Consider the following 25,891-nt stretch of genomic DNA (forward strand, 5'->3'; position numbering starts at 1 on the left):
ATAAATGACACTATATCTGACCTACGATCCCGGCAAGGACGTGGCCAACAAGGTGAAGCATGGTGTATCGCTGGCGCTGGCCCTTGCCATCGATTGGACCGAGGTCTGGTGTACGCCGGATGCTCGCCGGGACTACGGTGAGCTACGCGAGATCGGCTACGCGCCAATGGCTGGGCGCCTCTATTGCGTAGGTAATCAGCCTGCGCAAGGCAAACAACCGCGAGATCGAACGCTATGAGCAAGCTAATTCGAAATACCCCTGTGGAAGAGGCAGCGATTGCGCGTGGGATCGCAGCCGACACTGACACGTTCGTCCCCAGCGACGAGCAATTCGCCCAAATGAAGCCACGGCGCGGCCGCCCGAAGCAGGAGGTGCGCAAGGAGCTCGTCAGCGTGCGCTACGACGTCGAGGTCCTGGAAGCCTTCCGCGCCATGGGCGACGGGTGGCAGACACGCATGAACGACGCCCTGCGCGACTGGCTGCGCACGCATCGGCCATAGCCATCCCGCAGGGGATCGCCTGAGCAGGCCGGAGCCACGCTGAACTGACCGCTTGCCATTCACTGCTGCAGGGGGGATTCTGATTGTGGATGTCGCCTCGATGCGGGCGGCGGCAATCCGTCCCAGACTCGTCAAAAGGAGGTGCAGCGATGGCAACTCGACGAACGTTTCTCAAAGGTATATCCGGTGTCGCGACCATAGCGCTGGCGGGTGTGCAGATTCCAGTGAGGGCGCAAGCCGGCAAGCTTGACGAGGCCGATCCCCAGGCCGTCTCGCTAGGGTATAAGCACGACACCACCAAGGTCGACAAGGCCAAGTTCCCAAAGCATGACGCGAGCCAGAAGTGCAGCAACTGCCAGCTGTTTCAAGGAAAGGCCAATGACGCGTGGGGGCCATGCCCGATATTCGGCGGCAAGCAGGTGGCAGCGAACGGCTGGTGCAGTGCCTATGTGAAGAAGGCCTGAGGTAAGCCTGGCCTGCCTGCGCGGGACCTCCACGCCCCGCGCGGCGGCGCTCAGGTTGTGGGGCTCGAAGAGCCTGCCCAGCGTCCGCGCCTGCACCTCGAAGCACCAGCCTAACGGGGCGCCTTTTTCGATGCGCGCGTGCGCGCGGCCTTGCGGGCTGCTTCGGAGCGGCCCGCCGCCCCCTTGGTCTTGGCCGCCTTCTCGGCGGCCGCGGAGCGGTCTGCCGCGGTACGCGTGCCGGCCGCGCGCTTGGCCTGCGCCGACAGCGCCTGGTGCGAGGCCCCGGCCGTGCTCTCGCGCTTGAGCGCCTTGGTAGCGGCTTCGCGACGCTTGGCCGTGCTTTCCGAACTAGGCCGTCTCGCCACCGTGTCGCCGCCACTCTTGGCGGCAGGCTTGGCCGTCGCCGCCTTGGTACCCGCCTTGGGTTGCGGGACTTCAACGCCCGCGCGGCGCGCTTCCGACAAACCGATTGCGATGGCCTGCTTGGCCGAACGCACGCCATGCTTGCCACTGCGCACGGCTTCAATCTCGTCGCGAACAAAATGACTGGCCTGGGTGCTTGGCGACTTGCCCGCCCGCTTGTCCGCCTTGGCCTGCGCGATGCTGGATGCTCTTGGCATGATCGTCTCCATGATGCCCGCATGCATCCACCATGGGCTGGATGCATCTGCGGCGCTGTCAAAGTCCCGCTCCGTGGCGGGGACTCCAGACCTCTTGCGCAATTGCCGTGCCAGACTTTTCAGTCGTGCAGGCCACCACACATGGAGGATCCCTTGTGCAGCAGCTTGGGAAAGCTACGATCCGTGCGTCGAATCTACAAAACGTTTGCCCGTTTACAGGCCAAAAAAAACCGGCACCACAGGGTGCCGGTTTTCGTGTATCGCGCCGCGCCACTGCGCGGCGCGGTCACTGCGCGTCTGCTCAGTCTTCCAGCTTCGGCAGCGAAGCACTGACCGACGACGACAGCAGCCCCGTCTTCGCGTACGTCTGCAGCTTCTCGCGGGTATCCACGATATCCAGCGTGCGCATGGTCAGCTGGCCGATGCGGTCCAGCGGGGTGAACATCGACTCGCCCTTTTCCATCGTCAGCCGTTCCGGCTTGTAGGTCAGGTTCGGCGAGGTGGTGTTGACGATCGAGTAGTCATTGCCGCGGCGCAGTTCGATGGTGACTTCGCCAGTGACGGCGCCGGCCACCCAGCGCTGGGCGGTTTCGCGCAGCATGATGGCCTGCGGGTCGAACCAGCGGCCCTGGTACAGCAGGCGGCCCAGGCGGCGGCCGTTGTCGCGGTACTGCTCGATGGTGTCTTCGTTGTGGATGCCGGTGATCAGGCGCTCGTAGGCGATGAACAGCAGTGCCAGCCCCGGGGCTTCGTAGATGCCGCGGCTCTTGGCTTCGATGATGCGGTTCTCGATCTGGTCGCTCATGCCCAGGCCATGGCGGCCGCCGATGCGGTTGGCTTCCATGAACAGGTCGACGGCGTTGGCGAAGGTCTTGCCGTTCAGCGCGACCGGCTGGCCTTCTTCGAAGCGCACGGTGACTTCCTCGCGCTTGACTTCGACGTCATCGCGCCAGAACTGCACGCCCATGATCGGCTGCACGATGCGGATGCCCGAGTCCAGGTGCTCCAGGTCCTTGGCTTCGTGCGTGGCGCCCAGCATATTGGAATCGGTGGAGTACGCCTTTTCAGCCGACATCTTGTAGTCGAAGCCGTTCTGGCGCATGAATTCCGACATTTCCGCACGGCCGCCCAGTTCGTCGATGAACTGCTGGTCCAGCCACGGCTTGTAGATCTGCAGGCCCGGGTTGGTCAGCAGGCCGTAGCGGTAGAAGCGCTCGATATCATTACCCTTGAACGTGCTGCCATCACCCCAGATATTGACACCATCTTCCTTCATCGCGGCAACCAGCATGGTGCCGGTGACGGCGCGGCCGATCGGGGTCGTGTTGAAGTAGGTGATGCCGGCGGTCGAGATGTGGAAGGCACCGCACTGCAGCGCGGCAATGCCTTCGGCGACCAGCTGGGCGCGGCAGTCCACCAGGCGGGCTTCCTCGGCGCCGTAGGCCTTGGCGCGGCGCGGGATGTCATCGTAGTCGGGCTCGTCCGGCTGGCCCAGGTTGGCGGTGTAGGCGTAGGGGATGGCGCCCTTCTGGCGCATCCAGAGGAGCGCCGCGCTGGTGTCCAGGCCGCCAGAGAACGCAATGCCGACGCGCTGGCCGGTGGGAATGTGCTGAAGGATGGTAGTCATCGCCAGTCAATCTATGTGAATTTGTCGGCTCCTGGAGCAGCTTTCGGTCGGGGGCCGCAAGCTCGGGGACTCGGCTGGCCGGGTCACGGGCCGAATCAGGTGCCGGGGAGGTCTAAAAGCGAATTGTGACACGGCGGCGGGCTTGCGCCAAACCCGGCGTCCTGGCAAACCAATCCGGACCGTTCAATACTGGCGAACGCGCCTTAAAAACTCTCGACTGGTTCGTCCCCAGGGACGTTCCTCAACCGCGAGCGGTAAGTCCCCGCGCAGTCATGGCGCAGTCGCCGTGGCCGCGCCGCGGGGCGGTGTCGGGGCGGCGCTGCTTTGCGCATTGGCAATGACCTGGAACAGGCGCGGGTCGGTGAGTTCGTAACTGCAACCCCATTTGTCTGTCGGTGCCCGCCGTGCCAGATTGGAGATGGCCAGGCGGCGCGGCCATGCCATGGCATCGCATAGGCTGCGACAGGCGTCGCCGGGCCGTGGCAAAGCGATGTGGACGCCGTCCTGGTTCTTTGCTAAGGTATTGTGGACGGCGTACACAAACGCAGTGTCGCCGCTCGCCACCGGTGCCGCGGGCCCGGTTCCAGACTGATTCCCAAGGCCGTCCGCGGGATGGCCACACCAGGAGATGTCCATGCTAGTCCAGCCTTATCTGTTCTTCGAAGGCCGTTGCGAGGAAGCTCTCGAGTTCTACAAGAAGACGATCGGCGCCAAGCCCGGCATGCTGATGCGGTTCAAGGACAACCCCGAAAAGGACAAGGCAGCCGCCAGCGAAGGCTGCGCTCCCACGCCCGACATGGATGAGAAGGTGATGCACGCCGAGTTCACGGTCGGCGACAGCCTGATCATGGTGTCCGATGGCCGCTGCTCGGGCAAGCCACAGTTCCAGGGTGTCGCGCTGTCGATCTCCTATGACGATGTGTCAGCGCTGGAAAAAGCATTCAACGGCCTGACCGAAGGCGGCCAGGTGATGATGCCGCTCGCCCAGACCTTCTACGCCGAGAAATTCGGCATGGTGACGGACCGCTTCGGCGTGCTGTGGATGCTGATCAAGCCCGCGCCGCACCAGTAAGGCGTTAGCCGGCTGATGGTTCCGGCAGGACCCGAGCGCCGCGCCTCGCTTACAATGCGCGGGCTCGGCGCCCTTGCCGGAGATGAAGCCGGAGACACACGCCATGGAAGACCGCCTCATAGAACTGGAAATCAAGCTCGCCTTCCAGGAAGACCTGCTCGAAACGCTGAACCTCACCGTCGCACGCCAGCAGCAACAGCTCGACCTGCTCCAGGAGCAGTTCCGCGCGCTCTACCAGCAGGTGCACAGCGCCCCGTCGACCGCTGCCGAGTCCAACCCGCAGCACGAAATCCCCCCGCACTACTGAAGCCGGATGCTTTATAGGGTGGCTGCGTGTCCCCAGCCGCCGGAACGTTGCTGCGCCGATCCGTGTCTGACAGGCACCTACGCAGACAACGTTGCGCCAATGCGCACCCCCCGCCACATGCGCCTTCATCGACGCCTCATATTCGCCGCGGCGACCCTTGCCGTGGCCACCGCCGCCCACGCCGGCTACAACATCTGGACCGGCGAATACACCTTCACGAAGCAGGAACTGCAGCAGGCCGTGGACAAACGCTTCCCGGCCACGCTGCGCTACGCGCAGGTGGTCAGCGTGCAGCTCACCCACCCGCGCCTGGTGCTCGACGACGCCAACAACCGCATCACCACGCAGATGGACGCCCAGCTCACCAATGGGCTAGCGGCAGCGCCGCCGGTCAACGGCACGCTCTCGCTGAACAGCGGGCTGCGCTACGACAAGACGCAGCGCGCCGTGCTGCTGGACAACCCGACGGTGCAGGACGTGCAAGTGCAGGGCATGGCGCTGTACAGGGAGCAGCTCAACGCGATCGGCGCCGTAGTCGCCCAGCAACTGTTGAAGGATTACCCGATCTACACGTTCAAGCCCGACGAACTGCGCTTTGGCGGCAAGGACGTCGAGCCCGGCGCGATCACGGTGGCGCCCGATGGCATCCGCGTCGAAGTGAAGGACCGGTAGCGCTCAGCCATCCGGCGGCAACGCTTGTGGCGTGACGGGCCAGCCGGCATGTTCCTCCAGCAGTCCGACCAGCAACTGCGCGGCGCCTGACAGGTTGCGTCCGCCCGGATACACCCAGCGTCAGCGGCAAGGGCGCCGGTGCCTAGGCCAGGCGGCGGCCTGAGCGCGGGCTTCAGTGTTCCGGCCTGCGCCGGAACACGAGCGCCAGTCCTGCCAGGATGGCTCCCATGCCGGCGATCGCCATCGGCGCCAGCCGGTTGCCCAGCAGCAGGTAGTCGAACACGGCCGTGCCCGCCGGCACCAGGTAGAACAGGCTGGTCACGTTGACGAGATTGCCGGCCCGGATCAGCCGGTAGAACAGCAGCGTCGCAGCCACGGAAATCCCCAGCGCCAGCCACAGCAGCGGCACGAAGAACGCCAGCGTGGCGTCGAACACGAACGGCTGGAACGCCAGGCACAGCAGGCATGCCGCGGTGCTCACGCCGTACTGCAGCGGCAGCACCTGCGCGGGCGTGCTGGCGAGGCGCTTCTGCAGGATCGCGCCGACCGTCACGCTCGTCAGCGACGCCAGCGCGAACAGCACGCCGGCCGGCGACAGCCGCGCCATCAGCAAGCTGTCCGCCACCACCATGACCAGGCCTGCAAGCGCGAGTGCCAGTCCGGCCATCCGCGCCGCGCCAAAGCGCCGTTCGGTCAGCAGCAGCGTGAGCATCGGTTGCGCGCCAAGGATGGTGGCCAGCACGCCCGGCGTCAGGCCGCGCTCCAGCGCGAGAAAATAGCCGATGGAGTAGCCGGCAATCATCAGCAAGCCCGCAAGCGCGGCAAGCCAACGTTCGCCGCGCGGCGGCAACAGGGGCCCGCGTGCGAGCGCGATGGCGACCAGCACGGCCAGCGCCAGCGCAAAGCGCAGCGTCAGCAGCGCGAACGGCGTGGCATGGTCGAGCGCCCAGCGGGCGAAGATGGCGCCGCTGCTCCACAGCAGCACGAAAAGGGGCGTGGCGCCCAGCGAGGCCAGCGTGCGCTGGCCGGAAGCGGCACCGGTCTGTGCCGCCAGGTTATTGTCAATGCGCATGGTGTTGCACCTGTCGAATGCATGGCAGGCTCCGGCACGCGTGTGTGCCATCGGCGCTATGGCGCGCCGACGGTGGCAGATACCGGAGACGTCAGGAGGTGCTGCGGGAAGAACCCGTCAGCCAAGCAATGCCGGCAGCGCAGGCGCGCCGGCGGTCGCCGGGGGTGGCGATGCGACAGGAGGAGGGGATGCGACCGAGATCGACGCCGCCAGGCCGCGTGCGCGCGCGCCGGCCGCAAGGGCTGGCAAGGCGTGGCGATGGCGGGCTGCGTGCATGAGATCGGAAGCGTGGGAAACAGAAAAACCAATGCGACGATGCTAGCGGCCGCAGGCGCGCCGGTCAATCACCCGGCCGCCGCGAGTTGCGCCGTCAGTTCGGACAGCGCCTGCGCGCATGGCGCTTCGACCTTGAGCGCGAGCATCGGATCGGCACGCGTCACGCCAAGGTTGACCACGGCCACCGGCTTGCCCATCTGGCCGGCCCAGACGCAGAAGCGATAGCCCGAATACACCGTCAGCGACGAGCCGACCACAAGCACGGCGTCAGACTGCGACAATGCCGCGCGCGCGTCGTCCACGCGTTCGCGCGGCACGGACTCGCCGAAGAAGACCACGTCGGGCTTGAGCAGGCCGTCGCAGCGTTCGCACGACGGCACGCGAAACTGCGCGAACAGCGGCGATTCGAAGTGGGCATCGCCATCGGCGGCGGGCTCGGCCAGCACATCGCGCAACGCGCCGTTCTGCTCGGCCAGCCAGCGCTGCATGCCGGCGCGGTCATGACGCGTGCCGCACGACAGGCAGATCGCGCTGCCAATGCTGCCGTGCAGCTCGATCACGTCTTCGCTGCCGGCACGCTGGTGCAGCCCGTCCACGTTCTGCGTCACCAGCCGCGCCACATGCCCCTGCCGCGCCAGCGCCACCAGTGCATGATGACCGGCATTGGGCTGCGCGCCCGCGGCCACGGGCCAGCCGATCATGCTGCGCGCCCAGTAGCGCTGGCGCGCGGCATGCGAGCCCAGGAAGGCCTGCAGCGTGATCGGCTGCGAACGCTGCCACTGGCCGTTCGCATCGCGATAGCCCGGGATGCCGGAGTCGGTGCTGATGCCCGCGCCGGTCAGCACGAACAGGCGCGGATGCTGCCGCACGAAATCGGCGAGCGCGCTCAAGTGGGCGAATCCTCTGTGGACTGGCGGGCCGCCTGGCGCGCCTCCCAGGCCTTCAGCTCGTCGCGATAGCGCTCCAGTTCCTGGTAGTAGTAATCAAAGATGCAGGGATCGCAGCCGGAGCCGCAACATTCGTCGTCGCCAGGCCGCTCGGGCGGCACGGGACGGGGGTCGTCTTGATCAGGATGGGCGGGATGGTCGGACACGGAACAGCTCGAAGTCGCAAAGCCGGCTACGCCGGCATTGGCGACAGTATATGCCCGGCCCGGGCAGCCGGCCGGCGTGCCGTTGCCGGCACAACGCGGATCAGTGATTCAGCAGCGTGTTCCCGACCGGGATCACCAGCCTGTCGCCGCTCAGGCACGCGATATCGTCGCCCGCCAGCCAGCGCGACACGACGTCCGTCAGTTTGCCGCCGATGCGCGCGAGCTCGGCCGAGTCAGCGACATAGACTGCGTCGATCACATCCTGGTCGAACTGCAACGCAGCGCCGTGGCGCTGGCGGCCGCCGGACCCTGGCGGCTCCGCCTGCCAGTTCACCTCCACCTCGCTGCCGTTGCCGCGGCTGTATTGCGCCGACATGGGAAAGAGGCGACAGGTATGCTCGCGGGCCCACTCGACTAGTGCAGTCATGGCGGTTCCCTCCTTCGGGCGCCGGCGTCCCGGCGGGCCGCTCAGCGGCTCAACACATGGTAGAGCCAGTCATGCGCGCGCCTGGGCACGCCCAGGCCCCGGGCATCCAGTGGCTGCCCGCGCACCCGCAATTCGCCCTCGTGGAGGGCGTCCACCGCCGCCTGGGCATCCGGATAGCGTCCCACGACGCCGTTGCCCAACATCAGCATCCAGTCTTTTTCCCGAGGAATCAGGGTCAGTTGCCCCGCGGCGGTCTGGCAGAAGAAATAACCGTGCATTCGGTCCCCAGAACCTTGCCTGTCACGTAGATGGTAGCCGTTCCGTGCGCGCGGCGCCTGGCAAGTTGTGGTGCGGTGCGGCGATCTGAACGCTTCCGCGGGCCATGATGAATTGTTTCGACGGCGGGTGTCGGGCTGCAGGCTTTGCGCCAAGATATCCACAAGCGTGGCCGGCCCGTCACCGACACCCTTGCGCGGCCGGGCGCCCCGAGCCGTACCTCCCGGCGTCCACGGACCTGTCCCATGAACGTTGCGACCCGATCCCTATGGCTGGCTGCACTGCCTGCTGCCGCGCTCTGGCTGGTGCTGGGCAGCGCGCGCGCGGCCGGGGCCACGGATCAGCCGGCACCGGCGCCCGGCCCGCTGCCGGCCGTCACGCAGGCGCCGCCCCCCGCGGTGCCTGCGCCCGGCCTGGGCCGTCCGCGCATCTGCCTGGTGCTGTCCGGCGGCGGCGCGCGGGGCGCGGCGCATATCGGCGTGCTCAAGGTGCTGGAAGAGATGCGCGTGCCGGTGGACTGCATCGCAGGCACCAGCATGGGCTCGCTCGTCGGCGGCGCCTACGCCAGCGGCATGGCGCCGGCCGATATGGAAACGCTCGTAGCCGGGCTGTCGACCGCGAAGATCTTCAAGGAGCGCCCGCCGCGCCAGGACCTGACGGTGCGCCGCAAGCTCGACGACTACACCAACCTGTTCACGCCCGAGATCGGCATCAAGGACGGGGAGATCCAGCTGCCCAAGGGTGCGGTCTCGGGCGTGCAGCTGGAGACGGTGCTGCGGCAACTGGCCAAGGTGCCGGGCTACCGAGAGTTCGACCAGTTGCCGATTCCCTACCGGGCCGTGGCCACCGACCTGGTCGCGGGCACCCCGGTCGTCTTCAGCAAGGGGGAACTCGCGCAGGTAATGCGCGCCAGCATGTCGGTGCCTGGCGCCGTAGCGCCGGCCGAATACGAAGGACACCTGCTCGTCGACGGCGGCCTGACGGACAACCTCCCGGTCGACGTGGCGCGCAAGATGGGCGCCGATATCGTGATTGCCGTCAACCTGGGCACGCCGCTGATGCGGCGCGACGAGCTGAACTCGATCCTCGGCGTCACGGGGCAGATGCTCAACATTCTGACCGAGCAGAATGTGCGCAGCTCGCTGGCCTTGCTCAAGCCCACCGACGTGCTGATCCTGCCGGAGCTGGGAGACTTCTCCGCCAGCGATTTCGACCACCTGACCGACACCATCCCGATCGGCGAGGCCGCCGCGCGCAAGGTCGCCGACCGCCTTGCGCCGCTGGCGCTGCCGCCGGAGCAATACGCGGCGCTGCGCACGCGCCAGCAAACCCTGGCGCCACCGGACCTGCGCCCCGTCGACGAAATCCGCTTTGCGCCGCTGGAACGGGTCAATCCCGCCTATGCCGCATCGGTGATGGAGACCAAGCCTGGCCAGCCGATCGACCAGGCGCAGCTCGACCTCGACATGCGGCACCTGTTCGGCACCGGCGACTTCGAACATGTGAACTACGGCTTCCTGGAGGAGCCAGGCCGGCGCATCATGGCCGTCGATGCCGTGGAGAAGACCTACGGCCCGAACTACCTGCGCTTCGGGCTGGGACTGAATACGGACTTCCGCGGCGACGCGTACTTCAACCTGGTCGCCAGCCACCGGCGCACGTGGATCAACTCGCTTGGCGCCGAATGGCGCAATGACCTGCAGGTGGGCCAGACCTCCGCGCTGCACAGCGAGTTCTACCAGCCGCTGAATACTCGCCAGTACTTCTTCGTGGCGCCGCGCATCGACATCGAGCGCCGGCCCGTCAACATCTACCAGGGCAGCACGCGGATTGCCCAGTACGACGTGCGCAGCTATAGCGCATCGCTGGACTTCGGCAGCCAGTTCACCAAATACGGGGAAGCCCGCATCGGCGTGCAGGCCGGTACCGTGGACGCCTCGCTCAGCACAGGCCCCGCGCAGCTATCACCGGGGAACGGCCATATCCGAACGGGGGCCATTACCGGGCGCATCTTCCTGGACCAGCTCGACAGTACGTCCTTCCCGCGCAGCGGCTACGCGGGCTGGCTGAAGATCTACGCCTCGCAGCCAGGACTGGGGGCCAACGACGCCTATGTCAAGGGCACCATCGACGGCACCTATGCGTTCTCGTTCGGCAACAGCACCTTCAACCTGGGTTTCAAGGCCGGCAGCAAGATCGGCGACAACCCGCTGCCGCGCTATGACCTGTTCCAGTGGGGCGGTTTCCTGCAGCAGTCCGGCTACACCACGGGCCAGTTGCTGGGCGGCAACCTGCAGTTCGCGCGCATCGTCTACTACAACAAGCTGGTGCGGCAGAGCCTGCTGGAGGGTGTCTATGCCGGCATGTCGCTGGAAGCCGGCCGCGTCGGCGATCCGCTGGTGCCGGGGAGTCCCACCGGCCTGCTCAAGTCGGCCTCGGTCTTTCTTGCGCTCGATAGCCCGGTCGGTCCGCTTTACCTCGCGTATGGGCGCGCTGCGGCCGGCGTCTACAGTTTCTATCTGTTCCTTGGCAAGCCTTACTGAGTAAACGGCAATGCACATTTTCATTGCTGGTTGTCGCTCAGCAAGACCCTACCAAGGTTGTATGTAATGTCTTAATACATAAGCTATAATGTCCTTGTCGTTGAGACCCCCATCTTGATGACGACCCCCTTCCCTATCGCCGCCGCAAGCGGCGATTTTTTTGATTTGCGGGTGAATGGGTTAATGATGGGGTTGGCGTGCTTGGCAGGCGCCACCACAAAGCCCCCACCGGCCCCCCCGCTCAACTCACTCGCCGCGCCTGCTCCCAGGCCAAATCGGCCACGCGCGCAAAGCGCTCGCCCATGGCATGCGCCTCGGCACTGGAGGCGGTCCCGCGTGCGGCACGGCCCTTGACGCCATGCAGGATCGCCGCGAAGCGGAACATATTGAAGGCAATGTAGAAGTCCAGATTGCCAATACCGTCGCGACCGGTTCGACGGCAATAGGCCTCCACGTACCCCGCCTCGTCAGGCAAGCCGGCCGCCGCCAGATCGCGCCCCGCGATGCCGCCCAGGATATCGGGCGGCATGCGGAACATCATGGCGTGGTACGCGAAGTCGGCAAGCGGATCGCCCAGGGTCGACAGTTCCCAGTCCAGCACGGCCAGCACGCGCGGCTCGGCGGGATGGAAAATCAGGTTATCGGCCCGGAAGTCGCCGTGCGTGATGGCAACGTCGTCGGTGGCGGGCAGGTGCCGTGGCAGCCAGTCAACCAGCCGGTCCATTGCCGGATGCCGCCCGGCCAGCTCGTCGCTCAGGTACTGTTGCGACCAGCGCGCCACCTGGCGGGCGACATAGCCGCCGGCCTTGCCGTAGTCACCAAGCCCGACGGCGTCGGGATCGATCGCATGCAGCCCGGCCAGCGTCGCGTTCATCGCATCCATGTAGGCAGCGCGCTCGCCGGACGGCACGTCGGCGAAGCCGGCATCCCAGAAGATCCGGCCTTCGACCAGGTCCATCACGAAGAACCAGCTGCCGATCACCGCATCGTCGGTACAGAGTCCGTGGATGCGCGGTACCGGAAAGCCCGCCTGCCCCAGCGCCGCCATCACGCGTGCTTCGCGCTCCACCGCATGGGCACCCTTGAGCAGCTGGCCGGGCGGCTTTCGCCGCAGCACATAGCTGCGCCCCGGCGTGCGCAGGCGGTAAGTGGGGTTCGATTGCCCGCCCTTGAACTGGTCGATCGTCAGCGGCCCGGCATAGCCGTCGACGTGCTGCGCCATCCAGCGCTCCAGGGCCGCCTGGTCGAAGCGGTGCTGCGCGCGCACCGGCACCGTGCCGGCGAAATCATGGACTTCAGACATGGCTTGCCTCAAAGCGAATTGATGGAATGGCCGCCGTCTACCGGCAGCACCGTGCCGGTCATGAAATCGGACGCGTCGGAGGCCAGCAACAGCAGCGCGCCGTCGAGCTGGCGCGGCTGTCCGAGCCGGCGCTGCGGGATACGCCGGATCAGCGCCTGTCCGCTTTCGGTCTCGAAGAAGCTGCGGTTGATATCGGTCTCGAAATAGCCCGGCGCAAGCGCATTGACACGGATGCCATGGCGCGCCCACTCCAGCGCCAGCGAGCGCGTGAGATGGATCAGCCCCGCCTTGGCCGCGGTGTACGCCGGCACCTGCTGCGCCACGCGCAGGCCAAGGATCGAGGCAATATTGATGATGCTGCCGCCCGTCCCGGCATCGCGCATCATGCGCGCGGCGCGCTGCGCGACGCGCCAGGCGCCGTTCAGGTTGGTGTCGATCACGCTTTGCCACTGCGCCTCGTCCACCTCCATGGCCGCGCCCGTGGTGGCGATGCCGGCGCTGTTGACGACGATCTGTACCGGCCCGAGTTCGCGCCGCGCACCCTCGAATGCCGCATCGACCCAGGTGGGGTCCCTGACATCGAGCGCGACCACGCACCCCTGTCCGCCCTGCTTGCGCAGTTCGGCCAGCAAGGCCTCGCCCTCGCCCACGCGCCGCCCGGCCAATGCCACCTTGCAGCCGGCGCGCGACAGCGTCTTCGCGAAATGCAGGCCAAGCCCGCTGAAGGCGCCGGTGACCAGCGCCACCTTGCCCTCCAGATCGGCAAACGGGCCCAGGCCGCGTCCATCGTGCTGCGTCATTGCCATGTCTCCTGTGTTCTCTGTTGTCTGCGTGAAAGCCTGCTTACGCAGCCTTGACCATGTCCTCGACCACCTTCTTGGCATCGCCGAACACCATCATGGTCTTGTCCATGTAGAACAGTTCGTTGTCCAGCCCGGCATAGCCGGACGCCATCGAGCGCTTGTTGACGATGACGGTCTTGGCCTTGAAGGCCTCCAGGATCGGCATGCCGGCGATCGGCGACTTCGGGTCGGTCTTCGCCGCAGGGTTCACGACGTCGTTGGCGCCGAGCACCAGCACCACGTCGGCCTGGCCGAATTCGCTGTTGATGTCTTCCATTTCGAAGACCTGGTCGTACGGCACCTCGGCCTCGGCCAGCAGCACGTTCATGTGGCCCGGCATGCGGCCGGCCACCGGGTGGATCGCGTACTTCACCGTCACGCCCTTTTCGGTCAGCTTCTCCGTGAGTTCCTTCAGGGCATGCTGCGCGCGCGCCACGGCCAGGCCGTAGCCCGGCACGATGATCACGGTCTCGGCATTGCCCATCAGGAATGATGCATCATCGGCCGAGCCCGACTTCACATTGCGCTGCACCTGCGAGCCGCCGGCACCGGCTGCTGCGGCATCGCTGCCGAAGCCGCCCAGGATCACGTTGAAGAACGAGCGGTTCATCGCCTTGCACATGATGTACGAGAGGATGGCACCGGACGAACCCACCAGCGAGCCGGCGATGATCAGCATCGGGTTGTTCAGCGAGAAGCCGATGCCGGCGGCCGCCCACCCCGAGTACGAGTTCAGCATCGACACCACCACCGGCATGTCGGCTCCGCCGATCGGGATGATGATCAGCACGCCAAGCACGAAGGCAATGGCGAGCATCGCCAGGAACGGCAGCCACTCCTGCGTCATGAAGAACGCGATGCCGAAGCCGACCATCGCGACCGCCAGCGCCAGGTTCAGCATGTGCTGGCCGGCGAACACCACCGGCGCACCCTGGAACAGGCGGAACTTGTAGCGCCCGGCCAGCTTGCCGAACGCGATCACCGAACCGGAGAACGTGATGGCGCCGACAAAGCAGCCGATGAACAGCTCGACGCGGTTGCCCGTCGGGATCTCGTGCGAGCCCGCCGGCGCGATGCCGAAGGCCGCAGGCTCCGCCACCGCCGCCACGGCAATGCACACCGCGGCCAGGCCGATCAGCGAGTGCATGGCGGCGACCAGTTCGGGCATCTTGGTCATCTCGACCTTCTTGGCCACGTAGGCGCCGATACCACCGCCCACCACCAGCCCGGCAAGAATCAGCGACAGGCCGAAGCCCGTCTCCGTGCCCGCCGCGCCAGACGCCAGGAACTCGCTCTTGAGCTTGGCGATCAGCGCCACCGTGGTGAGCGCCGCCACCGCCATGCCGATCATGCCGAAGGCATTGCCCTTGCGGGCAGAAGCCGGATGCGAAAGGCCCTTCAGTGCCTGGATGAAGCAGACCGACGCCCCCAGGTAGAACAGCGTCACCGTATTCATGGACAGGGCATTCATCGCTGCATCTCCACCAGTTCGCCGCCGGCATGGGCCGGCGCCTTTGCTTCGGCCTTCCCTTCGGCCTTCACCTTGGGCGCCTTCTTGCGGAACATTTCCAGCATGCGCTGCGTGACGAGGAAACCGCCGAACACATTGACGGCGGCCAGCGCCACGGCCAGCGTGCCCATCGCGCGGCCCACGCCGCCTTCAGTCAGGCCGGCGGCCAGCATGGCGCCGACGATGATGATGGCCGAGATTGCATTGGTCACCGCCATCAGCGGCGTATGCAAGGCGGGCGTGACTGTCCAGACCACGTGGTAGCCCACGTAGATCGCCAGCACGAAGATGATCAGGTTGATCACCGTGTGGTTCACCATTTCCATCGGTCTCTCCTTAGCAGGCCAGGGCCGCTTCTTCGCGCCGCGTCATCAGGCAGGCGGCGACGATGTCGTCTTCGAGGTTGAGCGTGAACTGGCCTTCCTTGTCGATGACCAGCTTGAGGAAGTCCAGCACGTTGCGGGCATAGAGCGCCGAGGCGTCGGCCGCGACCATGCTGGCCAGGTTGGTGTGCCCGACGAAGGTGACGCCATGGCGCTCGACCACTTCGTCGGCCACGGTCAGCGGGCAGTTGCCGCCTTGAGCCGCGGCCAGGTCGACCACGACCGAACCGGGCTTCATCTGCTTGACCGTGTCTTCCTGCAGCAGTACCGGAGCTTTGCGGCCGGGGATCAGCGCCGTGGTGATGATGATGTCGGCCTGCTTCGCGCGCTCGTGGACCAGCTCGGCCTGGCGGCGCATCCAGTCCGGCGGCATCGGCCGCGCATAGCCGCCCACTCCTTGCGCGATCTCGCGCTCTTCGTCGGTGATGAACGGCACGTCCAGGAACTTGCCGCCGAGCGATTCGATCTGCTCCTTCACGGCCGGGCGCACGTCCGAGGCCTCGATCACCGCGCCCAGGCGCTTGGCCGTGGCGATGGCCTGCAGGCCGGCCACGCCGGCGCCGAGAATCAGCACGCGCGCGGCCTTGACGGTGCCGGCAGCGGTCATCAGCATCGGCATGAAACGCTGGTAGTGATGGGCGGCGACCAGCACGGCCTTGTAGCCGGCGATATTGGCCTGCGAGGAGAGCACGTCCATGCTCTGCGCGCGCGTGGTGCGCGGCGCGGCTTCGAGCGCGAAGGCCGTGATGCCGGCGGCGGACATGCGCGCCTTGTTCTCGGCATCGAACGGATTGAGCATGCCCACCAGCACCGCGCCCGGCTTCATGTGCGCCAGCTCGGTGATCTCGGGCGCGCGCACCTTCAGCACCAGTTGCGCGCCAAGGGCGTCGGCCGCGCTGCCGATGCGTGCGCCCGCGGCCTCATAGGCCGCATCCGGCTGGCTGGCCCGTACGCCGGCACCCGCCTGCACCACGACCTTGTGGCCTTGGGCGACGTACTTCTTGACCGTCTCGGGCGTGGCGGCGACGCGCGCCTCCCCCTCCCGGGTCTCAGTCGGGATCCCTATCTGCATTTCTCACTCTCCTGTGGACCGCGCCGTCCCGCGCGGGACGCAGTGCGCCGGGCAACGCCACTGGCCAATGGCGGCCAGGGCGGTGCCGGTATGGGTGCCGCTCAGCGGGGCACGTCGCCTTCGAGCGTCACTCGGTTGAGCACGCGCTCGGCATTGCCGTAGTCATGCACGGCGTAGTGCATGGTATTGCGGTTGTCCCACATGACCACGTCGCCCTCCTGCCACATGTGGCGATAGACGTTGTCCGGGGTGACCGAGTGCTCGTACAGGAAGTCGAGCAGCGGACGGCTTTCCGCCTCGGTCATGCCTTCGATGCACTGCGCCGTGTCCGGATGGCCGACATAGAGTGCCTTGCGCCCGGTCTCCGGGTGCGTGCGCACGATCGGATGCACGGCCGAAGGCACCTTGTCCGAGCCCGTCATTTTTGCCAGGCGGGCGCCCGTGAAGCGCGCGCGCAGCCCTTCGATCAGGCGTTGCATCGTGGGCGACAGCCGCTCGTACGAGGCGTACTGGTTGCACCACATGGTGTCGCCGCCGACCGGGATCGTCACCGCCGACAGGATGGAGATCTTCGGCGGCACCTCGGTGTAGATCGAGTCGGAGTGCCAGGCCTCGGTGGAGGCCGTCTCCTTCGGTATCTTGGTGACCTGGAACAGTTCCGGGAATTCCGCCAGGCCCTTCAGCAGCGGGTTGCCCTGGACCGGCGTGCCCCACAGGCGAGCGAACGCCACCTGTGCCGCCGGCTGCAGGAACTGGCCGCGAAAGACCAGCATGCCGTACTCCAGGAAGGCCTGGTGCAGAACCTGGAAAGTGGCGTCATTGATCGGGTCGTTCAGGTTGACGCCGGTGACGGCGGCGCCCACGGAGCCGGTCAACGGCTTGATTTCGATGGTCATGATGTCTCCTCTTGTGTCGATGGCTTCAGTCGACCAGCAGCACGATCTTGCCGACGTGCTGGTCCTGCTTCATGTATTCGTGGGCCGCGCCGATGTCGGTCATGGCAAAGGTGCGGTCGATCGGCAGCCGCACGCGGCCGGCGCGCAGGAACGGCAGCATGTCGCGCGCGCAGGCCTGGATGCACTCGAGCCGCTCTTGCTCGGTACGCGTGCGGAAGGTCACGCCGATCAGCTGCAGGCGCTTGAGCCACAGCATCGACAGGTCGATCTGGGCCGTGGCCGAACCGAGCCGTGCGATGTTCACCAGGCGACCCTTGACAGCAAGGCTCTTCATGTTGGCCTCGAACACCGGACCACCGACGGTGTCGATGATGATGTCGACACCCTTGTTGCCGGTCGCCGCCATGACCGCCTCGACCTGGTCGTCTTTCGACGCATCGATGCCGACATCCACGCCATACTGGCTGAGCTTGTCCAGCTTGGCAGCCGAACGCGACGCGGCGATGACGGGCTTCGCGCCCATCAGCGAAGCAATCTGGATCGCGGCCATCGCCACGCCGCCCGAAGCGCCATTGATCAGCACCGACTCGCCGGCCTTGAGCTGCCCGTTGACCACCAGCGCGTCGTGCGCGGTGATGAAGACATTGGGGAAAGCCGCCGCGTCGATCCACGACATGCCGTCCGGCACGGCGATCAGCGCCAACGGGTCGGCCACCACATACTCGGCCTGGCAGCCGCGGCCATGACCCATGACGCGGTCGCCCTTGCGCCAGCCGTGCACGCCCTCGCCGACCTCGGCCACCTCCCCGGCGAACTCGACGCCGGTGGTGATGGTGTTGCCGCTGCGCAGCTCCTTCGCCTGGTTGATTTCCCCCCGGTTCAGGCCCGATGCGCGGACCCTCACCAGCACCTGGCCCGCCGCCGCGACAGGCACGGGAATATCCTGCACTTCAACCTTGCCGCCCTCCGGGCCTGGTACTACGCGGACTGCCTTCACTGTTGGCTCCTTGTCTGACTCTGTACTTGTCTCTTGATCTGTTTGCGGTTCACGCGCCGCCGGCTCACGTGGCGCCAAGCGCCGTCGCCCGGATCAGCGAAAGCAGCGTCAGCGCGCGTTCGGCCGCGGCTTCGCCGCCGGCGTGATTGCCGCGCACGTACGGCGCGCGGCTGTCCTCGATCGCGGCAAGCGCCGCAAGCGGCTTTTCCGCCGCCACCGCGAGCCGCCGGATTTCATTGACCGTCAGCAGGTAGCTGTGGAACACGTCCTGCTGCGGCGGCGTGGTGCCGAGCTTGTGCAGCAGCACATTCAGCCAGTGCGTGCCGGCCAGCATCGCGGCCTCGATCGTCATCTCGTGATCGGTTGGCCCGCACTTATGCATTGATGCCTCGATGCGGCGTGCAATCGCCATGTGTCCTTCAATGTCCACGCGCGCCTCCTTCCATGCGCTGTGCCAGCACGCGCAGGCACCGTTGCAGCGCGGCTTCGCAGTTCTGCGCGATCGCCTGCGTCGGCACCAGGCCTTCGCGCAGGCACGGGTCGCGGTAGTGCTCGATGCGCTCCATGTCTTCCATCATCGCGGCAATGTCCGCGGGCACCGGCGCCTCCACCTTCGGACGGCCGACGTGCAGCACGTCGCCAAGCGGCCGGAACGCCGCCTTCAGGCTGCCGTCCGGCTGCGGCACCAGATAGACCCCGGGCTGCGTCGGAAACATATCGTCGTCGAGCGTGATCCCGGCCTGGTGCAGTGCTGCATTGACCGCATGGGTTCCCGCCGTCATGCCCGCCCAGAACCACAGCTCGAAATCCTGGAGCGGATCCAGGCGCCCGCGCAACGCCTGTAGCTTCGCAATTTTTTCCAGGTGTGATGCCACCTTCATGCCTGTCCTCGGTTGTTGGAATCCGGTGCCGCACCCCGGCGGCCCCGTTGCTATGACGATAGACACGCGCACTGTCGATGTCAACAACTTCTATATAGGACTTCTACGTAAGAATAGTGGTTTTCTCGGGGGTAAGCGTGTTAATCCTTGACTAAGCCCGCAGCGATTCTCTACATTGCATCTCAACACCTATACAGGAGTTTATCAATGCCTCGAGCCATCGTACTCAACCCGGCCGACAACGTGGCCACCCTGCTGGACGCCGGCCATGCCGGTGACGCCTGCGCCCTGGAAGGCGAGCGGTCGGGAAAGCTGGTCCTGCTGCAGGACGTCCCGTTCGGCCACAAGGTATGCGTGGCCGACACCTCGGCGGGCCAGGAAATCCTCAAGTACGGCCAGGTCATCGGCCGCGCCAGCCACGCGATCCGTGCCGGCGAACACATGCATGTTCACAACATCGAGTCGGCGCGCGCGCGCGGCGACCTGCACAAGGGCTAAGACAGATGACAACCACCTTTCTCGGATACCCGCGCGAGAACGGCGCGGTCGGCGTACGCAACTGGGTCGCCGTGGTCTCGGTCATGGATAACTGCAACCCGGTCACGCGCGCCATCGCGCGCACCGTGGGCGGCTGCATTCCCGTGACCACGCTGTTCGTGCGCGGACAGTTCGGCGCCGACCTGGATTTCGCCTTCGAATCGCTGGCAGGCCTGGGCCGCAACCCCAATATCGCGTCGGTGCTGCTGGTCGGGCTGGAGCCGTCGTCCACCGAAGAAGTCGCGCGCCGCATCCAGGCCGCCGGCAAACCCGTCGAGCGCGTGCACCTGCAGCCCAACGGCACGGTCGATTGCATTGCCGAAGGCACGCGCAAGGCCGCGCAGCTTTCGCTCCGGGCGTCGCGCGCGCGCCGCGTGCCCTGCCCCGTGTCGTCGCTGGTGATCGGCGTGGAATGCGGCGGATCGGATACCACCTCGGGCCTGAGCTGCAACCCGGTGATCGGGCGCATGGCTGACCTCGTGATCGCCGAGGGCGGCACGGTGATCATCTCCGAGACCTCCGAATTCATCGGCGCCGATCACCTGTTTGCGGAGCGGGCCGCCAACGCACGCGTGCGCGAGGATTTCGTCACCGCCGTGCGCAACATGGAAAACCTGGCCATTTCACGCGGCGTCGACATGCGCGAGGACCAGCCCTCGCCTGACAACAAGCGCGGCGGCCTGACCACGGTCGAGGAGAAGGCGCTCGGCGCCATGGCCAAGGCCGGCAACAGCCCGCTCGTCGGCGTGCTGCGCTACGGCGAGGCGCCGCAGAAGAAGGGTCTGCACTTCATGGACGCCCCGGCCGCGGCAGTGGAAAATCTGACTGCGCTTGCTGCCGGCGGGTGCCAGCTCACCTTCTTCGGCACCGGAGTGGGCAATCCGATCGGCAGCATGGTGGCACCGACCGTCAAGGTGTGCGGCAACGTCAATACGCTGCACACCATGGCCGACAACATTGACTTCGACGTCAGCGGGATCCTGCAGCACGGCGAGAAGATTTCGGACCTCGGCGATCAGCTCTATGCCTATGCGATGGACGTCGCATCGGGCACGCGGCTGACCAGCGAGGTGCTCGATATCCGGGAGACCGCGATCAGTCGATTCGCACTGAGCCTCTGAGCAACCATGACCAAACTCAACAGCGTCTCCGACGCGATCATCCGCTCCATCGAATCCGGCGCCCTGCGCGAAGGCGACCGCCTGCCGTCCGAAGGCGAGCTCGCCGCGATCCATGGCGTGAGCGTCGGGACCATTCAGAAGGCGCTGATCCGTTTGACGCACTCGGGACTGATCACGCGCGAGCAGGGGCGCGGCACCTTCGTGTCCGGCACGCGCGTGGCGCCCGCCGATGTCCGCTACCTGCGCTTTCGGGATGAAGACGGCAACGAACTGCCGTCCTACGTCCACGCGCGTTCGGTCAAGCGCATCAAGCGCAAGGGCCCGTGGTCGGAGTTCCTCGAAGGCGACGGCTACGTGCGCATCGAGCGCGTGATCAATGTCGGCGGCCGCTTCGACCTGTACAGCGAATTCTGGCTGCGCGAGGAGGACTTCGCGCAACTGGGCGGCCTGGACCGCGAGGCGCTGGAGAAGAACCTGCGCGAGCTGATCGGCCAGCGGCTGTCGCTGCCGACGCTGCGCGTGGACCAGTGGATCCGCTTCGGTCCGGCACCGGCAATCGCCGCGCGCGAGCTGGGGCTCGACGCCGAGGCGCCTGCCTTCATCATGGAAATGCGCGGCTACACGCTGCGCGACCAGCCGCTCTATTACCAGTCGGTCTACGCCGCGCCGTTCACCGAGCGCCTGATGATCGTACGGGAGAAATCTTCATGACCACGCGATGGAGCGCCCAAAGCCTGGAGCGCTGGACTTCTGCTGTATTCGAATCGTGCGGCGTGGCGCCTGCGCATGCCGTCGAGGCCGCCACCGCGCTGGTGCGCAGCGAACTGCGCGGCTACAAGACGCATGGCATGACGCGCGTGCCGTCCTATGTCGAGCGCCTGCGCGCCGGTGACTTCAACCCGCGCGCCGCCATGTCGCACCGGACTTTCCCCGGCGGCATCGTGCTGGATGCCGATGGGGCCATGGGCCAGGTCGCCGGGCCGCATGCCGTGCGGCTGGGCCTCGCAGCGCTGGAATCGAGTGCCAGCGTACTGGTTGCCGTGCAGTCGTGCGGCCACCTGGGCGCACTGGGCATCCACGCACTGCTCGCGGCCGAAGCTGGCGCGTTCTGCATCGTCGGACAGCGCACGCCGCCCGTGCTAGGCATGGAGGGCTTTGCCCGCCCCGCCATCGGGCACAACCCGATCGCCTTCGGCTGCCCGTTGCCGGGCCAGGCCCCGATCGTGTTCGACGTGGCCTGCAGCGTCGCCGCGCGCGGCCATATCCTGCTCGCCGCGCGTGAAGGCAAACCCATTCCCCAAGGCTGGGCCCTGGACGCCGACGGCCAGCCGACCACCGATGCGCAGCGCGCGCTGGCCGGCTCGCTGCTGCCGACCGGCGGCCACAAGGGCATCGGCATCGCCATGATGGTCGAATGCCTGGCCGGTGCGCTGGCCGCTACCGCAGGTTCGCTTGACCCCGCGCGCAACAGCGTCGGCAACGGCGGCGCGGTCGGTCGCCAGGGCGGCTTTGTCTGGCTGGTCCGTCCCGAGGCGTTTGCCGGCCAGGCGCTGTTCGCCGACTACATGGCGCAATGGACCGGCAACTACCTCGCTGCCGGCGGCAGCGAGGCAAGACTTCCCGGCCACCGGGGCGACCAGCTCGAACGTGAAGGCCGCGCGCACGGCATCGCCCTGCCCGAAGCCATCACACGCGAACTGGCCGGCCTTGGCCGGACCTTGAGCATCCCGTTCCCGGCCTAGCCGGATCCGCGACGACATCAACGATATCCGGGTCACCGGCAGACGCTGGCCGCCCCTACCCCACCCACACACAGGCGAAATCCGTCCCATGAACGCTCCAATCCTCCCCGACGCCGCCCGGAAAGCCATGGAGGCCGTGTCGATCGACGACAAGTACGCACTGGAATCCGGCCGCGCCTACATGAGCGGCGTGCAGGCCCTGGTGCGCCTGCCGCTGATGCAGCGCCGGCGCGACGCGCTGGCCGGCCACAACACCGCGGCGTTCATCTCCGGCTACCGCGGATCGCCGCTCGGCAACTATGACCAGGCCATGTGGCAAGCCAAGAAGATCCTGGCCGACAACCATGTCGTGTTCAAGCCCGGCGTCAACGAGGAACTCGGCGTTACCGCCGTATGGGGCTCGCAGCAACTCGACTTCGACGCGGCCAGCAAGAAGTACGACGGCGTGTTCGGGATCTGGTATGGCAAGGGTCCCGGCGTCGACCGCAGCGGCGATGCGCTCAAGCATGCCAACCTGGCCGGCACTTCGCGCCTGGGCGGCGTGATCGCGCTGGCCGGCGACGACCACGTATCCAAGAGCAGCACGCTGGCGCACCAGAGCGACCACACCCTCATCGCGTGCGGCCTGCCGGTGTTCTTCCCGTCGAATGTGCAGGACATCCTGGACCTGGGCGTGCACGCGTTCGCGATGAGCCGCTTCAGCGGCCTCTGGGCCGGCATGAAGACCGTGCAGGAGGTGGTGGAGTCGGGCGCCTCGGTGATTGCGGACCCGGACCGCGTGCGCATTCTCCTGCCGGAAGACTTCGCCATGCCCGAGGGCGGCCTGCACATCCGCTGGCCCGACGATCCGCTCGCGGCCGAGGCGCGCATGATGGAGTTCAAGTGGCCGGCGGCGCTCGCCTATGTGCGAGCCAACCGCCTGAACCGCAACGTGGTCGAAGGCCCCGATGACCGCCTCGGCATCATCGCCAGCGGCAAGGCCTACAGCGACACGCGCCAGGCCCTGCTCGACCTCGGCCTCGATGATGCAACCTGCCGCGCGCTCGGCATCCGCGTCCACAAGGTCAGCGTGGTGTGGCCGCTCGAGCCCGACAGCGTGCGCGCTTTCGCGCACGGGCTGCGCGAAGTGCTGGTGGTCGAGGAGAAGCGCCCGCTCATCGAACAGCAACTGAAGGACGAGCTTTACCACTATCGCGCCGATGCGCGCCCGGCCGTGTTCGGCAAATACCACCACACCGACGGTGCGGGCGGCGAATGGAGCCACCGCAAGCCGGCCGGGGACTGGCTGCTGCGCGCCAAGGCCGACCTGTCGCCGGCACTGGTCGCCAAGGCCATTGCGCAGCGACTCAAGGCACTGGGCGTGCCCGCCGACGTGGCCGCACGCATGGATGTTCGCCTGCAGGAAATCGAGGCCAAGGAACGCGCCACCGCGCAGGGCGATTCGCGCGCCGCCGACCGCCTGCCGTGGTTCTGCCCGGGCTGCCCGCACAACACCAGTACCAAGGTGCCGGAAGGCTCGGTCGCCACGGCCGGCATCGGCTGCCACGGCATGGTGGTGTGGATGGACCGCTCGACCACCTCGTGGTCGCAGATGGGTGGCGAAGGCGTGCACTGGATGGGCCAGGCGCCATTCAGCAAGCGCAACCACATGTTCGCCAACCTCGGCGACGGCACCTACAACCACTCGGGCCTGCTGGCGGTGCGCCAGTCCATCCATGCCGGCGTGAACATGACCTACAAGGTGCTGTTCAATAGCGCGGTCGCCATGACCGGCGGACAGCCGGTGGATGGACAGCTTGATGTACCAGCCATGTCGCGCGAACTGGCCGCCGAGGGCGCGCGGCAGATCGTGGTGGTCACGGACGAGCCGGAAAAGTACAAGGGTGTCAGCAACCTGGCGGCCGGCGTCACGGTGCGCCATCGCGACGAGCTGGACGCGGTGCAGCGCGAGCTGCGCGAAGTGGCGGGCGTGACCGTGATCATCTACGACCAGACCTGCGCGACCAAGAAGCGCCGCGAGCGCAAGCGCGGCACCATGGCGGACCCCGCCAAACGCGTCGTGATCAACGAGCTGGTGTGCGAGGGCTGCGGCGACTGCTCCGTGGAAAGCAACTGCCTGGCCGTGCAGCCGGTGGAGACCGAGTTCGGCCGCAAGCGCAAGATCAACCAGGACACCTGCAACAAGGACTTCTCCTGCACCAAGGGCTTCTGCCCGAGCTTCGTCACCGTCGAAGGCGGCCAGCTCAGGAAGCCGTCGGCAGGCGGCAAGAACCAGCCCGTCCCGACCGATATCCCCATGCCCACGCTGCCCGATGCCGCCACGCCCCGGCGCATCGTCGTGGCCGGCATCGGCGGCACCGGCATCGTGACGATCGGCGGCGTGCTGGGCATGGCCGCGCACCTCGAAGGCAAGGGCGTGATCACGCAGGACGCCACCGGCATGGCGCAGATGGGCGGCTCGACCTGGAGCCACATCCAGATCGCCGCGAGCCCCGACGCCCTGCACGCCAGCCGCGTCGATATCGCGATGGCCGACCTGGTGATCGCCTGCGACACGGTGGTGGCCGCCAGCAAGGCATCGCTCGCGACCATGTCGCCGCAGCGGACCTACGTGGTGCTCAACAGCCATGTCACGCCGACCGCCGCGTTCGTGCGCAATCCGGACTGGGATCCGCAGACCGAGGATGCCGTCGGCCGCATTGCACAGGCCGTCGGCAGCGGCCAGGTCGGCAGCTTCGATGCCGAACAGGTCTCGAAGCAGGTCATGGGCCAGTCCATCTACGCCAACCTGATGATGCTGGGCTACGCCTGGCAGAAGGGCCGCGTGCCGCTGTCGCATGCCGCGCTGATGCGCGCCATCGAACTCAACGGCGTGCAGGTGGACAGCAACAAGGCCGCGTTCGAATGGGGCCGGATGTGCGCGCACGACATATCGCGCGTCCCGGTGCGCGCCGCCAACGCGCAAGTGATCCAGTTCGTGCGCAAGCCGACGCTGGACGACCTGCTGGCCCGGCACGTCGAGTTCCTCACCGCCTACCAGCACCGCGCCTATGCCGCGCAGTACGAGGCCCTGGTCGACCGCGTCAGGATCGCCGAGTCCGTCACGGGTGGCACCCGCCTCTCCGAGGCCGTGGCGCGCTCGCTGTTCAAGCTGATGGCCTACAAGGACGAGTACGAAGTGGCGCGCCTGCACACCGACGCCGCGTTCCGCAAGCAGGTCGAGTCGATGTTCGAAGGCGACTTCCGCCTGGTGCACCACCTGGCGCCGCCGCTGTTCGCCAGGAAGAACCAGGATGGCGAGCCGCTCAAGGCTGCCTATGGTCCCTGGGTGCGCAAGGCGTTCGCGGTGCTGGCCCGCTTCAAGGGCCTGCGCGGCACCGCGCTTGACCCGTTCGGCTACACCGCCGAGCGCCGCGAAGAGCGCGCGCTGATCGCGGCATACCGCGACTGCGTCGAGGCGCTGCTGCCGAAGCTCTGCGCGCAGAACCTGGAGCTGGCGCTGGAAATCGCACGACTGCCGATGGACATCCGTGGCTATGGCCATGTCAAGGCGCGCAACCTCGCTGCCACCCGCGTGCGCTGGGAACGACTGATGACGCAGTGGGAAAGCGGCGACGTCCGCAACGAAAACACCCGACCGACCGTGGCGGCCTGAAC

At 66.9% G+C, this 25,891-nt stretch carries 28 protein-coding genes; 12 read left to right on the forward strand and 16 right to left on the reverse strand.

Annotated features, from left to right (window positions below):
- Positions 1-4: 4 nt before the first annotated feature.
- From CupriaWKF_RS20315 to CupriaWKF_RS20325, 3 genes are all read left to right on the forward strand, one after another.
- Positions 5-238 (forward strand): BrnT family toxin, encoded by a 234-nt coding sequence (locus tag CupriaWKF_RS20315; RefSeq protein WP_346348624.1) that lies wholly within the window; start codon positions 5-7, stop codon positions 236-238.
- A complete protein-coding gene (locus tag CupriaWKF_RS20320; RefSeq protein WP_276102562.1) occupies positions 235-501 on the forward strand; it encodes a BrnA antitoxin family protein in 267 nt (88 codons plus the stop codon). The genes CupriaWKF_RS20315 and CupriaWKF_RS20320 overlap by 4 nt, the downstream gene beginning before the upstream one ends.
- Positions 502-650: 149 nt before the next feature.
- A complete protein-coding gene (locus CupriaWKF_RS20325) occupies positions 651-965 on the forward strand; it encodes a high-potential iron-sulfur protein (RefSeq protein ID WP_276102563.1) in 315 nt (104 codons plus the stop codon).
- Positions 966-1,075: 110 nt separating this feature from the next.
- Here the strand turns inward: CupriaWKF_RS20325 and CupriaWKF_RS20330 are convergent, their stop codons facing one another.
- Both CupriaWKF_RS20330 and argG read right to left on the reverse strand, forming a co-directional pair.
- The gene (locus CupriaWKF_RS20330) at positions 1,076-1,585 is read right to left on the reverse strand and encodes a DUF6496 domain-containing protein (protein WP_276102564.1); all 510 of its coding nucleotides are present in this window, start codon (positions 1,583-1,585) and stop codon (positions 1,076-1,078) included.
- Between the two features lie 301 nt (positions 1,586-1,886).
- Positions 1,887-3,212, reverse strand: a complete 1,326-nt coding sequence (argG, locus tag CupriaWKF_RS20335) for an argininosuccinate synthase (protein ID WP_276102565.1) — start codon at positions 3,210-3,212, stop codon at positions 1,887-1,889.
- 634 nt (positions 3,213-3,846) lie between these two features.
- Here argG and CupriaWKF_RS20340 point away from each other — a divergent pair.
- The 3 genes from CupriaWKF_RS20340 to CupriaWKF_RS20350 all read left to right on the forward strand — a co-directional run bounded on the left by CupriaWKF_RS20340 (position 3,847) and on the right by CupriaWKF_RS20350 (position 5,263).
- Entirely contained in the window at positions 3,847-4,284 is a 438-nt protein-coding gene (locus tag CupriaWKF_RS20340; protein WP_276102566.1) for a VOC family protein, read from the forward strand.
- Between the two features lie 103 nt (positions 4,285-4,387).
- On the forward strand, positions 4,388-4,591 hold the full coding sequence (locus CupriaWKF_RS20345; protein WP_276102567.1) for a SlyX family protein: 204 nt from the start codon (positions 4,388-4,390) through the stop codon (positions 4,589-4,591).
- A gap of 117 nt (positions 4,592-4,708) precedes the next feature.
- Positions 4,709-5,263, forward strand: a complete 555-nt coding sequence (locus CupriaWKF_RS20350; protein ID WP_276103337.1) for a DUF1439 domain-containing protein — start codon at positions 4,709-4,711, stop codon at positions 5,261-5,263.
- A 172-nt stretch (positions 5,264-5,435) separates the two neighbouring features.
- Here CupriaWKF_RS20350 and CupriaWKF_RS20355 read toward each other — a convergent pair whose 3' ends face one another.
- The 5 genes from CupriaWKF_RS20355 to CupriaWKF_RS20375 all read right to left on the reverse strand — a co-directional run bounded on the left by CupriaWKF_RS20355 (position 5,436) and on the right by CupriaWKF_RS20375 (position 8,409).
- On the reverse strand, positions 5,436-6,335 hold the full coding sequence (locus CupriaWKF_RS20355) for a DMT family transporter (protein WP_276102568.1): 900 nt from the start codon (positions 6,333-6,335) through the stop codon (positions 5,436-5,438).
- A gap of 344 nt (positions 6,336-6,679) precedes the next feature.
- Positions 6,680-7,501: an NAD-dependent protein deacetylase gene (locus tag CupriaWKF_RS20360; protein WP_276102569.1), complete on the reverse strand. Its 822-nt coding sequence runs from the start codon at positions 7,499-7,501 to the stop codon at positions 6,680-6,682.
- The gene (locus CupriaWKF_RS20365) at positions 7,498-7,704 is read right to left on the reverse strand and encodes an oxidoreductase-like domain-containing protein (RefSeq protein WP_276102570.1); all 207 of its coding nucleotides are present in this window, start codon (positions 7,702-7,704) and stop codon (positions 7,498-7,500) included. The genes CupriaWKF_RS20360 and CupriaWKF_RS20365 overlap by 4 nt, the downstream gene beginning before the upstream one ends.
- 100 nt (positions 7,705-7,804) lie before the next feature.
- Complete coding sequence (locus CupriaWKF_RS20370) at positions 7,805-8,131, reverse strand: hypothetical protein (RefSeq protein ID WP_276102571.1); 327 nt, start codon at positions 8,129-8,131, stop codon at positions 7,805-7,807.
- 41 nt (positions 8,132-8,172) lie between these two features.
- On the reverse strand, positions 8,173-8,409 hold the full coding sequence (locus CupriaWKF_RS20375) for a hypothetical protein (protein ID WP_276102572.1): 237 nt from the start codon (positions 8,407-8,409) through the stop codon (positions 8,173-8,175).
- A gap of 243 nt (positions 8,410-8,652) precedes the next feature.
- Between CupriaWKF_RS20375 and CupriaWKF_RS20380 the strand changes: the two genes are divergently transcribed.
- Positions 8,653-10,950: a patatin-like phospholipase family protein gene (locus tag CupriaWKF_RS20380; protein ID WP_276102573.1), complete on the forward strand. Its 2,298-nt coding sequence runs from the start codon at positions 8,653-8,655 to the stop codon at positions 10,948-10,950.
- A gap of 241 nt (positions 10,951-11,191) precedes the next feature.
- On the opposite strand, the gene CupriaWKF_RS20385 is transcribed toward CupriaWKF_RS20380, so the two are convergent.
- The 9 genes from CupriaWKF_RS20385 to CupriaWKF_RS20425 form a co-directional block, all read right to left on the reverse strand.
- Positions 11,192-12,253 carry a phosphotransferase gene (locus CupriaWKF_RS20385; protein ID WP_276102574.1) on the reverse strand — a complete coding sequence of 354 codons (1,062 nt, stop codon included), beginning with the start codon at positions 12,251-12,253 and terminating at the stop codon, positions 11,192-11,194.
- A gap of 8 nt (positions 12,254-12,261) precedes the next feature.
- Positions 12,262-13,053, reverse strand: coding sequence for an SDR family oxidoreductase (locus CupriaWKF_RS20390; protein WP_276102575.1), 792 nt, complete (start codon positions 13,051-13,053; stop codon positions 12,262-12,264).
- A 43-nt stretch (positions 13,054-13,096) separates the two neighbouring features.
- Positions 13,097-14,566: an NAD(P)(+) transhydrogenase (Re/Si-specific) subunit beta gene (locus CupriaWKF_RS20395; protein ID WP_276102576.1), complete on the reverse strand. Its 1,470-nt coding sequence runs from the start codon at positions 14,564-14,566 to the stop codon at positions 13,097-13,099.
- Positions 14,563-14,931 (reverse strand): NAD(P) transhydrogenase subunit alpha, encoded by a 369-nt coding sequence (locus CupriaWKF_RS20400; RefSeq protein WP_276102577.1) that lies wholly within the window; start codon positions 14,929-14,931, stop codon positions 14,563-14,565. Before CupriaWKF_RS20400 ends, CupriaWKF_RS20395 begins: the two co-directional genes overlap by 4 nt.
- A 10-nt stretch (positions 14,932-14,941) precedes the next feature.
- Positions 14,942-16,060 carry a Re/Si-specific NAD(P)(+) transhydrogenase subunit alpha gene (locus CupriaWKF_RS20405; RefSeq protein ID WP_276102578.1) on the reverse strand — a complete coding sequence of 373 codons (1,119 nt, stop codon included), beginning with the start codon at positions 16,058-16,060 and terminating at the stop codon, positions 14,942-14,944.
- A gap of 101 nt (positions 16,061-16,161) precedes the next feature.
- Complete coding sequence (locus CupriaWKF_RS20410) at positions 16,162-16,956, reverse strand: TauD/TfdA family dioxygenase (protein WP_276102579.1); 795 nt, start codon at positions 16,954-16,956, stop codon at positions 16,162-16,164.
- A gap of 25 nt (positions 16,957-16,981) precedes the next feature.
- Positions 16,982-17,953, reverse strand: a complete 972-nt coding sequence (locus CupriaWKF_RS20415) for a zinc-binding dehydrogenase (RefSeq protein ID WP_276102580.1) — start codon at positions 17,951-17,953, stop codon at positions 16,982-16,984.
- A 64-nt stretch (positions 17,954-18,017) separates the two neighbouring features.
- Entirely contained in the window at positions 18,018-18,383 is a 366-nt protein-coding gene (locus CupriaWKF_RS20420; protein ID WP_276102581.1) for a hypothetical protein, read from the reverse strand.
- The gene (locus CupriaWKF_RS20425) at positions 18,373-18,834 is read right to left on the reverse strand and encodes a hypothetical protein (RefSeq protein WP_276102582.1); all 462 of its coding nucleotides are present in this window, start codon (positions 18,832-18,834) and stop codon (positions 18,373-18,375) included. The genes CupriaWKF_RS20420 and CupriaWKF_RS20425 overlap by 11 nt, the downstream gene beginning before the upstream one ends.
- A 207-nt stretch (positions 18,835-19,041) precedes the next feature.
- Between CupriaWKF_RS20425 and CupriaWKF_RS20430 the strand changes: the two genes are divergently transcribed.
- The 5 genes from CupriaWKF_RS20430 (at position 19,042) to CupriaWKF_RS20450 (ending at position 25,889) form a co-directional block, all read left to right on the forward strand.
- Positions 19,042-19,332: a UxaA family hydrolase gene (locus tag CupriaWKF_RS20430; protein WP_276102583.1), complete on the forward strand. Its 291-nt coding sequence runs from the start codon at positions 19,042-19,044 to the stop codon at positions 19,330-19,332.
- A gap of 5 nt (positions 19,333-19,337) precedes the next feature.
- Entirely contained in the window at positions 19,338-20,492 is a 1,155-nt protein-coding gene (locus CupriaWKF_RS20435) for a UxaA family hydrolase (protein ID WP_276102584.1), read from the forward strand.
- Between the two features lie 6 nt (positions 20,493-20,498).
- Positions 20,499-21,203, forward strand: coding sequence for a GntR family transcriptional regulator (locus CupriaWKF_RS20440; RefSeq protein ID WP_276102585.1), 705 nt, complete (start codon positions 20,499-20,501; stop codon positions 21,201-21,203).
- Positions 21,200-22,234 (forward strand): Ldh family oxidoreductase, encoded by a 1,035-nt coding sequence (locus CupriaWKF_RS20445; protein ID WP_276102586.1) that lies wholly within the window; start codon positions 21,200-21,202, stop codon positions 22,232-22,234. Before CupriaWKF_RS20440 ends, CupriaWKF_RS20445 begins: the two co-directional genes overlap by 4 nt.
- 88 nt (positions 22,235-22,322) lie before the next feature.
- Positions 22,323-25,889 (forward strand): indolepyruvate ferredoxin oxidoreductase family protein, encoded by a 3,567-nt coding sequence (locus tag CupriaWKF_RS20450; RefSeq protein ID WP_276102587.1) that lies wholly within the window; start codon positions 22,323-22,325, stop codon positions 25,887-25,889.
- Positions 25,890-25,891 lie beyond the last annotated feature (2 nt).

The organism is Cupriavidus sp. WKF15 (assembly GCF_029278605.1).
In the GTDB taxonomy this organism is placed as follows: Bacteria; Pseudomonadota; Gammaproteobacteria; order Burkholderiales; family Burkholderiaceae; genus Cupriavidus.

Coding starts and splice junctions, on each gene's coding strand:
- CupriaWKF_RS20315 (WP_346348624.1), top strand. CDS start 5: ATGACACTATATCTGACCTACGATCCCGGCAAGGACGTGGCCAACAAG.
- CupriaWKF_RS20320 (WP_276102562.1), top strand. CDS start 235: ATGAGCAAGCTAATTCGAAATACCCCTGTGGAAGAGGCAGCGATTGCG.
- CupriaWKF_RS20325 (WP_276102563.1), top strand. CDS start 651: ATGGCAACTCGACGAACGTTTCTCAAAGGTATATCCGGTGTCGCGACC.
- CupriaWKF_RS20330 (WP_276102564.1), bottom strand. CDS start 1,585: ATGCCAAGAGCATCCAGCATCGCGCAGGCCAAGGCGGACAAGCGGGCG.
- argG (WP_276102565.1), bottom strand. CDS start 3,212: ATGACTACCATCCTTCAGCACATTCCCACCGGCCAGCGCGTCGGCATT.
- CupriaWKF_RS20340 (WP_276102566.1), top strand. CDS start 3,847: ATGCTAGTCCAGCCTTATCTGTTCTTCGAAGGCCGTTGCGAGGAAGCT.
- CupriaWKF_RS20345 (WP_276102567.1), top strand. CDS start 4,388: ATGGAAGACCGCCTCATAGAACTGGAAATCAAGCTCGCCTTCCAGGAA.
- CupriaWKF_RS20350 (WP_276103337.1), top strand. CDS start 4,709: ATGCGCCTTCATCGACGCCTCATATTCGCCGCGGCGACCCTTGCCGTG.
- CupriaWKF_RS20355 (WP_276102568.1), bottom strand. CDS start 6,335: ATGCGCATTGACAATAACCTGGCGGCACAGACCGGTGCCGCTTCCGGC.
- CupriaWKF_RS20370 (WP_276102571.1), bottom strand. CDS start 8,131: ATGACTGCACTAGTCGAGTGGGCCCGCGAGCATACCTGTCGCCTCTTT.
- CupriaWKF_RS20375 (WP_276102572.1), bottom strand. CDS start 8,409: ATGCACGGTTATTTCTTCTGCCAGACCGCCGCGGGGCAACTGACCCTG.
- CupriaWKF_RS20380 (WP_276102573.1), top strand. CDS start 8,653: ATGAACGTTGCGACCCGATCCCTATGGCTGGCTGCACTGCCTGCTGCC.
- CupriaWKF_RS20385 (WP_276102574.1), bottom strand. CDS start 12,253: ATGTCTGAAGTCCATGATTTCGCCGGCACGGTGCCGGTGCGCGCGCAG.
- CupriaWKF_RS20390 (WP_276102575.1), bottom strand. CDS start 13,053: ATGACGCAGCACGATGGACGCGGCCTGGGCCCGTTTGCCGATCTGGAG.
- CupriaWKF_RS20395 (WP_276102576.1), bottom strand. CDS start 14,566: ATGAATGCCCTGTCCATGAATACGGTGACGCTGTTCTACCTGGGGGCG.
- CupriaWKF_RS20400 (WP_276102577.1), bottom strand. CDS start 14,931: ATGGAAATGGTGAACCACACGGTGATCAACCTGATCATCTTCGTGCTG.
- CupriaWKF_RS20405 (WP_276102578.1), bottom strand. CDS start 16,060: ATGCAGATAGGGATCCCGACTGAGACCCGGGAGGGGGAGGCGCGCGTC.
- CupriaWKF_RS20410 (WP_276102579.1), bottom strand. CDS start 16,956: ATGACCATCGAAATCAAGCCGTTGACCGGCTCCGTGGGCGCCGCCGTC.
- CupriaWKF_RS20425 (WP_276102582.1), bottom strand. CDS start 18,834: ATGAAGGTGGCATCACACCTGGAAAAAATTGCGAAGCTACAGGCGTTG.
- CupriaWKF_RS20430 (WP_276102583.1), top strand. CDS start 19,042: ATGCCTCGAGCCATCGTACTCAACCCGGCCGACAACGTGGCCACCCTG.
- CupriaWKF_RS20435 (WP_276102584.1), top strand. CDS start 19,338: ATGACAACCACCTTTCTCGGATACCCGCGCGAGAACGGCGCGGTCGGC.
- CupriaWKF_RS20440 (WP_276102585.1), top strand. CDS start 20,499: ATGACCAAACTCAACAGCGTCTCCGACGCGATCATCCGCTCCATCGAA.
- CupriaWKF_RS20445 (WP_276102586.1), top strand. CDS start 21,200: ATGACCACGCGATGGAGCGCCCAAAGCCTGGAGCGCTGGACTTCTGCT.
- CupriaWKF_RS20450 (WP_276102587.1), top strand. CDS start 22,323: ATGAACGCTCCAATCCTCCCCGACGCCGCCCGGAAAGCCATGGAGGCC.